Here is a 14270-nt window from a genome sequence, read left to right on the forward strand (position 1 = left end):
GATCACTCCTTCCAAAGATGCTTAGGATAAACACCTGCATCTTTTAATTCTTTAATCGCCATTTGAATTATTGGTTTATCCTCACGATAAGTGACACCGTACCAGCGTTCTTGAGACTCTAGAACCGTAACCTCTACCTTATTTTGATCAAGTAATTTACTTACAACTGCAGGAATAAAATACTCACACTTTAACGGATTTTCTTTTAAACCGATTTCAAAAAAACTATTTATTCCTTTTTCTATCTCTAATAAGATACTCTTATTATATCCCCAAAGATTCATTGAAACAATTGTTCCTTTAGGCAGTTCAACCCAACTTTGACCATCATCCTCAGTATACTTTGCACCTGCGCCATTTCGAACAATTTGTGTTCTTTCATGAATATCAACCAGCAGTTGTTTATCATTTACCTGACAAACACCCCGAGCCACATGACCATTTTCAGTTAATGTATTTTCAATATAATAACCTACCATTGCATAATTATATTTTACCCCATCAGGATGATTTAATAGAAAATCATAGATTTGTTTATACGCTGTAACTCCGTAATAATCATCAGCATTAATCACTGCAAATGGCCCATCTATTAAATCTTTACAACTCCAAATCGCATGAGCAGTTCCCCATGGTTTCACACGACCAGCTGGTAATGAAAATTCCGCTGGAATATTAGCCAAATCCTGATATACGTATTTAACATTCATGATTTGCTCCATTCTATCTCCAATAACTTCTTTAAACTCTTCTTCGTTTTCCTTTTTTATAATAAATATAACAGTTTCAAAACCTGCTCGTCGAGCATCATAAATCGAAAAATCAATAATTATATGACCATCCTCATCAATTGGATCAATCTGCTTTAATCCGCCATAACGACTCCCCATACCTGCTGCCATAATTACTAATACTGGTTTATTCATTTTTATCCTCCTTTTAAAAGACCCACTTTCAAAGAAAATGAGTCTTTCAATTAAATATCAAGCCAACGCATTTCCATTGGTGCTAATCTTAATTTTTCTCGTAAATTTCCTTCTACATATAGATGGGTATCCAGAGCATCTAGTGAGTTATTAATAACTACGATCTTTCCTACCGCTTCAAAAGCAGCTACTTCAGCATTGACATTATCTACATAGTATTTTTTCATTTCATCTTCTTTAGCTGCCGCCCAATAGATTGCTCTTAATAATAAACGACAATTTTGCGGTGAATAAGGAAGTCCAGCTAAATAAACACTACGCCCAGCACCGTAAGTATTTGTAACTAATTGAGCAAACTCTTTATGTTGACGAATAATTTGATAGTTTTCACCATGTCCATAAATGCTAGCCATTCCTTCACCAAAATCAATTTCTCCTTCAATATCTTCAACAATAAAATGATTAGGATCAACTGTATTGTATTTATCATGACTTAATGTAAAGCCAACTTCCTTATCAACACCAAGAACATCACTTAATTGAAAGAATTTTCCCTGATATTGATAAGCGGTTGGTTCTCCAACCCCGATAAAACCGCCACCATTATCTATCCATTTTCTAATGGTTGTAAGAACCTCTTCATCAATCCAGTTTTCTGCTCCTGACCATGATGTGTAAGCCGTACCGGCATTAATAATTACTTTAATATCAGGATTAATTCCTTTTTTTATATCATCAAAATTAATAAACTCAACATCGATCGGCATCCCGCTTAAACATTCAATTATCCCTACATAAGAATAAATTTCACGATACCAGATAGCATGATGAACCTGATTATTCATCCAACGTCGAATACTTCCCCAACAGTTTAGTATTGCCACTTTAAATGGAGAGGTATAGGCTTTTGTTTCTTTTGTTAAATCATGAATTTGTCTAAATTCATCAACTACTTGGGTAATTGTATCAACAAATCCCGGCCATTCCACTGCCAATTTCAAATATCCTCCATAACCGATTCGATCTAGCGGACTTCTTAAAATAGCTCTTCTTGCTTGTAACCAGTTATCTTTTGCTTCTTTAATCGGATCACCACCCTCACAGAAAACATCAGGGAAGAAATATGGTAAAAAACGCCCTTCTGTATAACGTACGCCTTTAATATCGGAAATCATTCGCATCGTTACACCATTTCCTACAGAACCAACTACAGCATCCAAACCAATTGTTTCAAAATATTTACCATACGGTTCTGTTCCAATCCAATGATCACCCAAAAACATCATAGCCTCTTTACCATAACCATGAACAATATCAACTAATTCCTTAGCTAATTTACAAACCTCAATTTGTTGGAACTCAATAAAATCTTTAAATTGTTTTGATGGTACTCTAAATAATGAATTATGATATCCTTGATCAACAATATATTCAGCGCGCCATTTATAACCTGCCCATTTTTCAAATTGCTCTAAAATGTAAGGACTAACGCTTGCACTATATCCAAACCATTCTACAAATTTTTCTCTTTTTTGATCATCAAATGTTAAAGTAAATTGATGAAAAAAAGTGGTGAAACGAATTACATCAACATGTTTATTTTCTTCACAAAATTTCCGTAATTTATCTTTAACAAATTCCTTGGTCTTAGGTTGACGGACATCAAAGGTTAATTGATGCGGCGCATCTTTCCAATCATTTGTAATAAAATTATACATATGAACAGGATCCCAAATTAAAAATGCCAAAAAACTAACTGTATATTCATGATAAGGTATAGTCGAAATTGTTACTGCTCCAACTTCTTTATTAAATTCCCATTGATCAACTGCTACTACTTCACCAGTAGTACGATCAATTACTTCCCACCAGCGTTTAGGATCATCAATATCATTAACTTTCAGCTGCTGAGTATGAAAACCTTTCATTAACTCAATCGTTAAACTAGTATCACGAGCAGTATAACGGTCCGTTATCAAATATTCTTGTTGGATCTCGTCTGGATTAGCTTCAGCCCACTCATTATCTTTTCTTGTAGTATAATATGTTGCATATATTTTAGCATCCAAATTCATTAATTCTTGAGGCATGTCGGTCCCATCACAATCTCGAATTGCATCAGCCCCAAGTTTATTTTTTAATTCAATCGTTTGGTCAATTACATCTAAATCAGTAGGTAACGTTAATCTCCCGTATTTTTCCATGTCTACTCTCCTTCAATTATAGCTTCTTCACTGTCTATGTCAAAGAAATGCATTTTGTCCATCTTATAAGCAAATCTCCCAATTACCCCATTTGTCAGAGTTGTTCCGCCAGGGGCTTTAACAATAAACGGTTTTTCATCTTTAACCATATGGATATAACTTTCAGAACCCATAAATTCAACTACTTCTGCTTTCCCCTCAAAACAATCCTCCTGATGCTCATTAATGTAGTCATTATCAACACTGATATCTTCCGGCCTTATTCCCATTATTACCGTCTTGCCTAAATATCCTTTTTCTCTAAGCTGCTTAGCTCTAGTTGATTCAACCTTTAAACTAACATCACTCAGTTCAATAATAATAGCACCGTCCTTTTCATTAATTTTACCATTTAAAAAATTCATTTGTGGACTCCCAATAAAACCAGCAACAAATTTATTGACGGGATGATTGTATAAATATGCTGGTGATGCTACTTGTTGAATCCGACCATCTTTCATCACAACAATTCTTGTTCCCATCGTCATCGCTTCAGTTTGATCGTGAGTCACATAAATAAATGTTGTTCCTAATTGCTGATATAATTTTGAAATCTCTGTTCGCATCTGAACTCTTAATTTAGCATCTAAATTACTCAATGGCTCATCCATTAAAAATACTTTTGGTTCTCGAACGATTGCTCGCCCTAATGCTACCCGTTGTCTTTGTCCACCGGATAAAGCTTTAGGCTTACGATCTAAATATTGTTCTATATCTAAAGCTTTAGCTGCTTTACGAACCTTTTGATCAATTTCATCTTTTGGCTTTTTTGCTATTTTTAAACCAAAAGCCATGTTATCATATACACTCATATGAGGATATAATGCATATGATTGAAACACCATTGCAATATCTCGATTTTTTGGAGCCACATCATTCATCAATTTTCCATCTATATATAGCTCTCCTGCTGAAATTTCTTCTAATCCCGCAATCATTCTAAGTGTAGTACTCTTCCCACAACCAGAAGGACCAACAAAAACAATAAATTCCTTATCTGCGATTTCTAGATTAAAATCAAATACAGCTTGAACATTATTATCATATATCTTATCAATATGTTTTAAGCTTAAATTCGCCATCTTGTTTCTCCTTTACTTATAGCCTTTATTATATGTGTAAATTACTCCGATCAATCCAGCTAAGCCCACCAGTTCAGTCGCTAATCCTGTATAACCAACATTTTTTTGTCCAATAAAAATCAAAGCCATTGAAACTATAAATACAACAACCATGATAATTATTTTAGTTTTTCCATCCATAGTTTTCTCCTCTAATCTTTCAATCCACCCAAGGTCATTCCTTGTGTAAGTTTCTTTTGAACTATAATATATAGAATCAACGTTGGCAGCATAACTACTACTAATCCAGCATACATCATACCATACTCAGCCTTCCCCCGGGTTGCCTGCATCAAATTCAACAATCCTACAGGTAATGTTTTTGAAGTACTTGGTAATAATGTCAAGGCAATAATATATTCATTCCAAAATGCTAAAAAATTAAATAAAATTACAGTAATAATACTTGGTTTTGCCATGGGAATCATTACTCTAACCATTGTTTTATAATATCCACATCCATCTATTAACGCTGCTTCTTCATAAGCCTTTGGTAAAGTCTTAAAATAACCACTTAATAAATAAACGGTAAACGGAATAGCTGTCGCTGCGTATACAACAGCTAAAACAAAAATATTATTTAAAAAGAAATTTCCTCCGAGTAATTCATAAATAAAATCATCCCAATCTAATAACATTAAAAAGATAGGTACAACAATATAATTTACATTAATAAATAACCCTGCCATAAATAAGGTGTTAAAAAATCTTCTTCCCTTAAAATTATAACGCGCCAATACATACGCCGCTGGTAATGAAACGACTAATAAAATCACCAGTGCCATCGCTGTTGTTAAAATAGAATTAAGTAAATATTCTCCCATATTCGCTTGTTCAAATGCATTAACAAAGTTTTGCAAATAGATTCCTGCCGGAATAGACCAGGGATTTCCATAAAACTCAGAATTCTCTTTGATTGAAGCCATAAATACCCATGCTACCGGTACAATAATAGAAACCGCAAGAGTAATCAAAGCTACATAAATAAATATTTTATAAAGTTTATCACTGCTAAATAACTTTTTCATTTTCCTGCTCCTTTCTATAACTCTAACGTATCACGCTCTGTAGCACGATTAATAATAAAACTCAAAATAAATGAAAAAATAAAAACTACTGCGGCAATCGCCATTCCATATCCATATGATGCGTTGTTATAAGCTTGTTTATATAAATAACTTAAGACCGTTTCACTAGCTCCATCAGGTCCACCACTAGTCATAACTTTAACAAATAAAAAACTTAAGTTAATCGTCGAAATAATAAAGAAAGTTAAAGTTGTTCGGATATTATCCCAAATCAAAGGTAGTGTAATTGAAAAAAATTGTTTGATTTTCCCAGCTCCATCAAGTGCTGAAGCTTCATACAAGTGTTCGGGAATCGAACTCATCGAAGCCATGTACATAACCATATAATAACCTATAGCTTGCCATATCATTGTTCCTATGATGGCATAAATAACAATACTTTGATCTCCAAGAAACTTAACAGTTTCCCAGCTTTCTGGTTTAAATAACATTAAAACACTATTGATCATACCATTTTCTGAGGGATCATAGATTGCAGAAAAAATCGAAGAGATAACGACTACTGATAATATATTAGGAATATAAAAAATTACCCGAAAGAAATTTTGTCCTTTTATTTTTTCTCTAACTAAAATCGAAGCAAAAAGAATTGCTACAGCCATCGTAATTACAGTTACAACCGCAATAATCAAAATGGTATTTTGTAAAGCACGAATAAAATTCATATCTTGCATTAATAACACAAAATTATTAAATCCAACAAAAGTCTTATCGGCTGATAGCCCGCCCCATTTTAATGTTGACATCCAAAAGACATTAAGGGTCGGCAAAATCATGAACACTCCAAATAAGATTACCGCTGGGGCAAGGCATAAAATAATGAATCTGCGTCTTTCTTTTTTCTTATTCATTGCTGCACCTACTTTCTAAAATAGCGGTGGAATGACACCACCGCTATTATTTTATCAATTATTATTTGTCGTATTTTTTAACAGCATCAATCACAGCATTATACCATTCATCAACTGTTTTATCTCCTGTTACAACAGAATTAACTGTTCCATAAAGAATACCTTCAGCACTAGTTAGATCAACCCCTTCAATTGCATCAACAGATTTAAATCCAACCGTACAACTCTTAGCCCCATTATCATAAATTTGGTAGAATAGTGTTTTTTGATTATCAATTTCATTACCATCTTTATCTTTTACTTTTTCTGGTAAATATGATGAAGCAGTTGTAGTTGGTAAAACGCATCCAGATTCTTCAGCAAATAATTTTGCAGCTTCGTCACTGTACATAAATGTAATAAATTTTTTAGCCAAATCAGCATTTTTGGCTTTTGAAGGAATATATACTTGTTCAGAGAATGTAGAAGAATATGAATCTCCTTCTGCACTTACTTTTGGTAATGCCATAAATCCCCATTTGAAACCTTCAGCACGTGGTGCTTCAGACATTTCATCTGGCAACCAAGTACCATTTGGACAGAATAATGCTTTATTATCTAAAATTAATTGTTGATTTTTTGTGAAATTATCTTTATTAGCATTTGCAACCGTATTAGCTTCAGTATATTGTGCTAATTTTCCGACTATTTCAAATGCTTTTTTAGTTTCAGCAGATTGCCATGTTTTAGTATCATATTCCATTAACTTAGTATAAGCGTCAGCACCTACAGTTTCGTTTAATAACGCTGAGAAAAAAGCATCAAAATATCCAGTTGTTGGATAAGTGAATAAAGCAATTCCTTCTGCCTTTGCTTTTTCACCTAATTCCCACATCTCATCCCAAGTTGTTGGAACTGTCCAACCTTTTTGTTCAAATAAACCAGCATTATAGAATAAGCCGCAAGGATCATAAGTAAATGGTGCTAAATATAATTTTCCATCACCATATGGCTTAGTTGCAAATGAATTAGTAAATCCAGGGATAATTTTATCTTTAACTTTTACATCTTCACCATAAACTTTCATATCTAAAACATCACTGATTTCAGCGATTGCTTTATCAGAAATCATTGTATCTACTAAACCACCTTCAGATCCTACTGATAAATAAATCAAATCAGGTACATCTTTTCCTGAAGTAATTACCGGTCTTAAAGTTTCAGCAATATTTTTTTCTAAATTTAATTCAACTTTAACCCCTTCTTTTTTTTCAAAAGCCTTAACTACAGCTTCCCATCCTTTTGTCCCATAACCACCATTTAGTCCCGAAATTTTTAAAGTATTGGTGTCATCTGATTTCCCGCCACCACAACCAGTCAGCATCCCTGCTGCTAACGATAATACAAGGGCAGTACTTAAAATTTTCTTCATAATATTCGTTTTCCTCCTTGTTTATTATGATTAATTACAACTAAATTATATTTTAATGTAAGCGCTTTTACTAGGCGATAATTGCTTACTTTTTTATATATCTTGCTTTATTTTATTATAAAAATATAAAAATTTATATAAATTTGACGTTATATTAGTTATAATAAACTCGAGGTGAAAATTATGAGCAATGAAAGAATTGAATTTATCGAAAAGCCGGCATTAATTAATAATCAAGCTCGCTTACTATATGTTAGTAGTTCAAAATATGAAGGTGACTGGCATTCTCAGTTACACTCCCATCACTTTACTGAATTATTTTATGTAACTAAAGGATGCGGTGGCTTTAAAATCGGAGCAGACGAATTTAATGTTCAAGAAAATGATTTTGTTATTATCAACCCTAACACGATGCATACTGAAGTTTCTCGTGATCGAAATCCATTGGAATATATTGTAATTGCTATTGATGGGATTAGTTTTGAAATACCTGAGAATAGTTTAAAAGATTATATTAGCTGTAATTATGCTAATTATAAAAATGAGATTCTTTTTTACTTAAATTTAATGGTAAAAGAATCACAAGCTAAGAATGAACTATATGATGATATGTGCCAACAACTAATGCAAGTCTTACTAATAAATATTTTAAGATTAAATCGTATTAATGTATCTTTAACACAAGGTAAGACTATTCGCAAGGAAATCTTTATGATCAAGAACTACATTGATCGTAATTACCATAAAGAAATAACTTTGGATACTTTAGCTGAAAAAACTCATATGAATAAATTCTATCTTGCTCATGAATTTAAAAATGATGTCGGTGTTTCACCAATCAGCTATCTACTTCAGCGAAGAATATATGAGAGCAAATATTTACTTAGAGATACCGACCTATCAATTTCACAGATTTCAACAATTCTTGGTTTCTCCTCGCTTTCATATTTTGCTCAAGCATTTAAAAAAAGTACAAATTTTTCTCCTTTACAATATCGTAAAAACCACCAAAAATATAATAAATAAAAAAGTGCTTTTGTAGTGCCCCGAAAAGTTGGACACGTTAAATTAAAGTTAGATCTTGAAAGGATTGTTGTCTATATACAAGTGGACTCAATCCTTTTCTTTTTGTATTGATTCTCTCGTTATTATAATATTCGATATATTCACTCATTGCAGCTTTGAATTGTTCATGCAATTTTCTTTATCACTTAACCATTTTTGATAGGCTTTATGCTGTGACAATGTCATTCTTGATCTAAATGAAAGATTAATCCTTTAAGGTTTGAATAATAATTGCAAACTAAGATGTTCAGTTTTTTATTAATACATCGTCCTATACTGGCAGCTAAAGCTACTAACCGATAATTTTCTCTGTTTCCAACTCTATTTATCAGTTCCATTTTTTGTTCGATGGATAAAGTCAGCTTATATGTTCTAATTTTATTCCACTCGTTGAGTCAAAAATCCTTATGACATACACCCGATAGATCTTTTAGATATTCCCATCCTTATATTTTTAAATATATTTTAATTTAAATTTTTTACTATTCCGTATAAAAAGTGACCTCCTTTTTGATGTGTACCTTCTTTACTGGACAAACCAGTAAGGAGGGTACATATCATTTTGGGGGTCACTACATTTTACACTTTTTTAAGATTCTTTTCTAATAAACAAATACATTCCACCACTAATAATCAATGAAGATACTGTTAGTGCAATGACTGCATCATCACCTGTCTTAACTGATGTAATTGACTTATCAGCAGGTGTAGATGGTGTAACCGGAGCAGGAGCTGGTGTTGGTTCTGGCTGATCATTTTTAGGATTCAACATCTCATCATATTGAGCTTTAATATTGTCAATTAAGGAACCATTTTCATATACCCCAACAGTAAGGGCCGCTTGAACTGTTGCATAAGCATTGCCATAATCTACATCTAAACTAGCGCCAAATGAACCATCTTCTTGCATAAATTGTAATAATAGATCATATGGATTGCCTGTACCCTTATTGTAAGTACCATTTTTTACACCTTGAATATCGTATTCTAAAATTCCCCATACGGCACAAGCTTGACTATTACAATTAACGCCAAAGCCACTATAACCGCCATTATCAATTTGAATTGATGCTAAATAAGCTAAAGCTTTATCAATTGAAGCCTGATATGTATTGTTGCATAATGAAAGAGCAGCTAATGCCCATCCAGTAATATCAGGTCCACCCCAAGCTCCATTATAGCCCCAAGAGCCATCACTAAGCTGCATCTCAGTCAAGTTTAATCCTAGTTTATCAAGATTATAACTTTCATCAACAATAGCTAAGGCAAACATTGTATATGCAGTACTTGATTCTGGATTTGCTGACCCATAATCAACATTACCATTTTCATCAATTTTTGATTTTAATAAATCAATTAGATTAATCGTTGAACCATCTTTTAGTTTTAACTTAGCAGGATCTGATTTTATTGCCGCTAAAGCCATAATATTTTTAGCCAAATAACCAGCATCCATTTCTTCATAAGTAATTTCATCACCATAAGAATTTGTTGGTGCTTCAAAAGAATAGTTTAAAGTAAAATTATTCTTTTCATCTTCAACATCTAATCCTAAAGATTCTACAGCCAAAACGGCATCCAGTCCAGATAATTCATTGTTATTCAACCAATAGCTTTGAGCTTTGGCTAAAGTTGAAGATTGCGCATTGATTGGCACAATGCAAGCACAAACAAGCGCTAACGCCACAGTAAACCGCATTAATTTTTTCATTCAATTTTTCCCTCCGTTATTCCATATTTTATTTTTACCCTTTGTAAGATCTGAAACATCGTCTTACTAAGTAAAAACATAAAAATTATATTTGAAACAATATATATTAACGTCGTTGGTAATGAAGTTAATACTATTGCCAAATATCGTGTTAAATTAAAACTTGTTTCAAAAGCAAGAACTGACCATAAATCCATTACCATGGAAAAAGCAAGTCCACAAATAGCACTATATCCATATAATAAAAATTTATTTTTAAACAAATTTTTACTAAAAATTCCAGCTCCATAACCAATTATTCCCCATGCGATCATTTGGAATGGAGTCCATGGTCCTATTCCAAAAACAAAGTCTGATAATGTTGCTGACAACGACCCACACATAAAACCAGATGCCGGACCAAAAACTATCCCACAAATAATAACCATTGCAGTTACAGGTTTAAAACTGGGTGTTAACATAAAAATCGTTCTAGAAACAACTGTTAGGGCAATCATTGTTGCCAAAACCACAACTTCCCTTATTTTAGGTTTGCTATTTTCATATTTAAAATAAAATGGTAAACAAGATAATGCGAACGAAGCAATAATAATTAAATTATATTTTTCACCTTTATATAAAACAGTTCCTAAGATCGTTATTAAAACAATAACCATTAAAATAAAGATACTTTTTTTTATTTTCATAACCCTAAATCCTCTAATAAAACAACTTCAGAGTTATTATTTCTTACTATTTTATTAATCGTTGTAGTATAAAATAAATTATTACTAAAGAAATTTCGCATCGAGTCTACTGATTCCATTTGTCCATTAAAAATCATAGCAACTCGATCACTTATTTTAGCGACAAATTCTAAATCATGACTAACAACAATTATCGTCATATGTTTGCTTAAACTACGAATCAAACTCGCCAAATTATCTTTGCTCACTGCATCTATTCCTTTAGTAGGTTCATCTAATAACAACAATTGCGGTCTTGTCAGTAAAACTTTTCCTAATGCCAATAATTGCTTTTGACCACCGCTCAAATCAAACGGGTGCATATCTCGTAAATTACTAATTCCAATATTCTCCATTTCAATTTCAACTGTTTTTAAATTATTTTCTACTACTAATAATTCATTTATAACTTTATCGGTTATAAACAATGTTGTGGGATCCTGGGGTAAATAACCAATTTTTTCTACAACTCCTACTTTAGTTATATTACCTTGATACTTAACTAACCCTGCGATACATTTCAAAAATGATGATTTCCCACTACCGTTAGCTCCTACTACTGATAATATCTCATTTTGTCTAACATCTAAATCAAGATTTTCTAAAACCGTACTATCGTAGGCAAAGCTCAAATCACGAATTTTCAATAAAAGTCCAGTATCGACAACCTCCTGCTCCTTAATATCAAAATCATGATAGTCTTTTAGTGCTTCACGTGCTTGTTTTACAGTTAAACAAAGTGCATTAGCTAATGTTGAAACTCGTACATAATTAGGTAAAGCAGCTACAAAAACATCCTCTGTTAACATCTTTTTTACTGCCTTTTCAATTTGATCATCAATAACTTTTTGGCCATGATCAAGCAAAATCAAACGATTTGCAACATCCAACAAGCCTTCTAATTGATGTTCAACTAAAATAATCGTAATATCAAAATCATCATTTAGCTGTTTTAAAATTCTAATAAATTCATCACGATTAACTGGATCTAACTGAGCCGTAGCTTCATCAAGTAAGATAACACTAGGATTCATTACCATTACACTAGCTAAATTAACAAGTTGTTTTTCTCCGCCAGATAATGATTGTGTATCATTGTTAATAATATTTTGTAAATTAAAATAATTAACAATTTCACCTACTCGACGTTTCATTTGTTTTAAGGGGATTGCCTGATTTTCAAGTCCAAAAGCAATTTCATGCCAAACCTTATCCATAACAATTTGATCATCAGGGTTTTGAAAAACAAAGCCAATCTGAATATCTTTTTTTATTTGTTCGTCTAGTTCAATTGTTCCTTCAAGTGTTCCTGTCGGTTGTAAACTTGATTTTAACAATCTCAACAATGTTGTTTTGCCACAACCACTCTCGCCACAAATAACAACAAAATCCCCTTTATTTATTTCAAAGGAAAGGTTATCAATCACTTTTTCATTATCAGGATAAGTAAAACATACATTTTTTACTTTATACATTTTTCTTTCCTCCTAAATAAATTGGTAATAACATTAATCCTATATAAACTAGCATAAATAAACCATCTTGCCACTGTAAACTAAATTCTTGAATAAGTGGAAAATAATAAAAACTACGATAGCGGATTAAAAATCCTAATAAACTTATCATAAATAGTCCTATTATTACTATTAATTTTAAAGCATCATCTTTTCTAAAACTATACAGATGAAAACTAGTTCGCTTACCTTGTCCATAACCCCTAGCTTGCATTGAATTCATCATATCAAGCGATGATTCAAAAGCATATGTAACTAATACAACTATCATATTTCGGTAGTAACCCAACTTATTTTGACTGGGCATATTTATATTAGCCTCTCTAATTTTTTGATATTGATTTTTTAATTTACTAATCATATTCAAACACATCGATATAACTAACCCTAAGGTAGGTAATATTGAACCAAATAAATAAACAATATGACTATCTGTTAAGCATGTTTTCATTATGCGAAACCACAATAACATGCATGATAACAGCAAGCCAAATACTAATCCATAAAATAGAGCTTGTTTAGTAATCGTGACATAGTCATTTTGAAACCAAATATCAAATCCTTCCGTTACAAATAAAGGATTTGTAATCATTATAATAACCACCAAAACAACAGTATATTTCATATCTTTAAAAAAAGTTAGGTAATTAAAATAATAATCAATTATTATCGCACTAACTATCGACAAAATGATTAAATAATAATTTTGTTGAATAATTGTTAGAGTAATAACTGAAAGAAAATAAGCAAATAATACTACTGGATGACTATTTTTAAAAGGTTTGATTACTAATTTGTTTTTTATTATATTAATTTTACTGAGCATTTAAACATCCCCTTGTTTGCAAGTAAAACGCCATTCTATTTTATCACCATCTTTTAATCGATAAGAACTTGCACCATATTCAGGAAAATTACCATTAACTTTATACATCCAGCCACTCGATGAACCGCATATTTTTTCTTCAATTTGACCAATCCCTTTTACATAGAGCCCAAAACCTGAAGAAACAGTAACCAGTTTTATCTCATTTTCACTTGTTGCTTTCTTTAAAACATCTATTACGGTTGTATTTTTTTTAACTTTAAATTGTTCAGTACTAAGAATCATTCCATTAGTTGGGATAAATTGTTCATAACCATCTTTTAGATCATTCATATTATTTAAAATTGTTTTACAATCAATTGAAATGCTAACATTAATCATTTGATTATCATTATCAGCTGGCTTATTATTTGGAGAATTATCTTTATTACCAGCATCAGTATTAGCACCATCATTAGATGTCTGATTAGAATCTAAAGCAGAACTATTTGTTCCCTTATTATGCTCATCACCAGCATCTGTAGCGCTATCTGTCTGACTATTTTCACTTATGACTGTTACATTACCAGCTGCATCAATTGTTGCTGTCACCTCATTAGCCCATTGTTGTTCAGTTGATTCTGTTTTGGTTTTCACAATATTATTGCCCTTTGTTACTGTTCCACATCCAGTCAATAAAACCAAGATAAATACTAATGAAATTTTTAAATATTTTGACATAATAAAAGACCCTTTCTAAAAAATGGCGCACAAAAGGATCACGTTTATGTAGAACTACTCTATCGTCCG

General features: G+C 32.0%; 14 protein-coding genes. 1 reads left to right on the plus strand and 13 read right to left on the minus strand.

Annotation, left to right across the window (positions count from 1 at the left end; all coding sequences use genetic code 11):
* Positions 1-2: 2 nt before the first annotated feature.
* The 7 genes from EYR00_RS15620 to EYR00_RS10885 all read right to left on the minus strand — a co-directional run bounded on the left by EYR00_RS15620 (position 3) and on the right by EYR00_RS10885 (position 7640).
* Positions 3-926 carry a nucleotidyltransferase family protein gene (locus tag EYR00_RS15620; protein WP_003536242.1) on the minus strand — a complete coding sequence of 308 codons (924 nt, stop codon included), beginning with the start codon at positions 924-926 and terminating at the stop codon, positions 3-5.
* Between the two features lie 50 nt (positions 927-976).
* Positions 977-3130, minus strand: a complete 2154-nt coding sequence (gnpA, locus tag EYR00_RS10860; protein WP_003536240.1) for a 1,3-beta-galactosyl-N-acetylhexosamine phosphorylase — start codon at positions 3128-3130, stop codon at positions 977-979.
* Positions 3131-3132: 2 nt separating this feature from the next.
* Entirely contained in the window at positions 3133-4251 is a 1119-nt protein-coding gene (locus EYR00_RS10865; protein ID WP_003536238.1) for an ABC transporter ATP-binding protein, read from the minus strand.
* Positions 4252-4263: 12 nt separating this feature from the next.
* Positions 4264-4431 (minus strand): DUF6903 family protein, encoded by a 168-nt coding sequence (locus EYR00_RS10870; protein ID WP_003536236.1) that lies wholly within the window; start codon positions 4429-4431, stop codon positions 4264-4266.
* An 11-nt stretch (positions 4432-4442) separates the two neighbouring features.
* The gene (locus EYR00_RS10875; RefSeq protein ID WP_003536234.1) at positions 4443-5318 is read right to left on the minus strand and encodes a carbohydrate ABC transporter permease; all 876 of its coding nucleotides are present in this window, start codon (positions 5316-5318) and stop codon (positions 4443-4445) included.
* 14 nt (positions 5319-5332) lie between these two features.
* On the minus strand, positions 5333-6229 hold the full coding sequence (locus EYR00_RS10880; RefSeq protein WP_003536232.1) for a carbohydrate ABC transporter permease: 897 nt from the start codon (positions 6227-6229) through the stop codon (positions 5333-5335).
* Positions 6230-6290: 61 nt separating this feature from the next.
* The gene (locus EYR00_RS10885) at positions 6291-7640 is read right to left on the minus strand and encodes a carbohydrate ABC transporter substrate-binding protein (RefSeq protein WP_003536229.1); all 1350 of its coding nucleotides are present in this window, start codon (positions 7638-7640) and stop codon (positions 6291-6293) included.
* Positions 7641-7823: 183 nt separating this feature from the next.
* Here EYR00_RS10885 and EYR00_RS10890 point away from each other — a divergent pair, with 183 nt between their 5' ends.
* Positions 7824-8666, plus strand: a complete 843-nt coding sequence (locus EYR00_RS10890) for an AraC family transcriptional regulator (RefSeq protein ID WP_003536228.1) — start codon at positions 7824-7826, stop codon at positions 8664-8666.
* Between the two features lie 37 nt (positions 8667-8703).
* On the opposite strand, the gene EYR00_RS10895 is transcribed toward EYR00_RS10890, so the two are convergent.
* The 6 genes from EYR00_RS10895 to EYR00_RS10920 form a co-directional block, all read right to left on the minus strand.
* Positions 8704-8838, minus strand: a complete 135-nt coding sequence (locus EYR00_RS10895) for an IS3 family transposase (protein WP_081446370.1) — start codon at positions 8836-8838, stop codon at positions 8704-8706.
* Between the two features lie 456 nt (positions 8839-9294).
* Positions 9295-10416, minus strand: coding sequence for a prenyltransferase/squalene oxidase repeat-containing protein (locus tag EYR00_RS10900; protein WP_003536226.1), 1122 nt, complete (start codon positions 10414-10416; stop codon positions 9295-9297).
* Positions 10413-11102: an ECF transporter S component gene (locus tag EYR00_RS10905; RefSeq protein ID WP_003536224.1), complete on the minus strand. Its 690-nt coding sequence runs from the start codon at positions 11100-11102 to the stop codon at positions 10413-10415. Before EYR00_RS10905 ends, EYR00_RS10900 begins: the two co-directional genes overlap by 4 nt.
* A complete protein-coding gene (locus EYR00_RS10910) occupies positions 11099-12616 on the minus strand; it encodes an ABC transporter ATP-binding protein (RefSeq protein WP_003536222.1) in 1518 nt (505 codons plus the stop codon). Before EYR00_RS10910 ends, EYR00_RS10905 begins: the two co-directional genes overlap by 4 nt.
* Complete coding sequence (locus EYR00_RS10915; protein ID WP_003536220.1) at positions 12609-13481, minus strand: energy-coupling factor transporter transmembrane component T; 873 nt, start codon at positions 13479-13481, stop codon at positions 12609-12611. The genes EYR00_RS10910 and EYR00_RS10915 overlap by 8 nt, the downstream gene beginning before the upstream one ends.
* Positions 13482-14201: a DUF4430 domain-containing protein gene (locus EYR00_RS10920; RefSeq protein WP_003536217.1), complete on the minus strand. Its 720-nt coding sequence runs from the start codon at positions 14199-14201 to the stop codon at positions 13482-13484. It lies immediately after the preceding gene.
* Between the last annotated feature and the right edge of the window lie 69 nt (positions 14202-14270).

Source organism: Thomasclavelia ramosa DSM 1402 (genome assembly GCF_014131695.1).
GTDB lineage: Bacteria > Bacillota_I > Bacilli_A > Erysipelotrichales > Coprobacillaceae > Thomasclavelia > Thomasclavelia ramosa.

Coding starts and splice junctions, on each gene's coding strand:
- EYR00_RS15620 (WP_003536242.1), bottom strand. CDS start 926: ATGAATAAACCAGTATTAGTAATTATGGCAGCAGGTATGGGGAGTCGT.
- EYR00_RS10915 (WP_003536220.1), bottom strand. CDS start 13,481: ATGCTCAGTAAAATTAATATAATAAAAAACAAATTAGTAATCAAACCT.
- EYR00_RS10870 (WP_003536236.1), bottom strand. CDS start 4,431: ATGGATGGAAAAACTAAAATAATTATCATGGTTGTTGTATTTATAGTT.
- EYR00_RS10885 (WP_003536229.1), bottom strand. CDS start 7,640: ATGAAGAAAATTTTAAGTACTGCCCTTGTATTATCGTTAGCAGCAGGG.
- EYR00_RS10890 (WP_003536228.1), top strand. CDS start 7,824: ATGAGCAATGAAAGAATTGAATTTATCGAAAAGCCGGCATTAATTAAT.
- EYR00_RS10920 (WP_003536217.1), bottom strand. CDS start 14,201: ATGTCAAAATATTTAAAAATTTCATTAGTATTTATCTTGGTTTTATTG.
- EYR00_RS10880 (WP_003536232.1), bottom strand. CDS start 6,229: ATGAATAAGAAAAAAGAAAGACGCAGATTCATTATTTTATGCCTTGCC.
- EYR00_RS10865 (WP_003536238.1), bottom strand. CDS start 4,251: ATGGCGAATTTAAGCTTAAAACATATTGATAAGATATATGATAATAAT.
- EYR00_RS10910 (WP_003536222.1), bottom strand. CDS start 12,616: ATGTATAAAGTAAAAAATGTATGTTTTACTTATCCTGATAATGAAAAA.
- EYR00_RS10900 (WP_003536226.1), bottom strand. CDS start 10,416: ATGAAAAAATTAATGCGGTTTACTGTGGCGTTAGCGCTTGTTTGTGCT.
- gnpA (WP_003536240.1), bottom strand. CDS start 3,130: ATGGAAAAATACGGGAGATTAACGTTACCTACTGATTTAGATGTAATT.
- EYR00_RS10875 (WP_003536234.1), bottom strand. CDS start 5,318: ATGAAAAAGTTATTTAGCAGTGATAAACTTTATAAAATATTTATTTAT.
- EYR00_RS10905 (WP_003536224.1), bottom strand. CDS start 11,102: ATGAAAATAAAAAAAAGTATCTTTATTTTAATGGTTATTGTTTTAATA.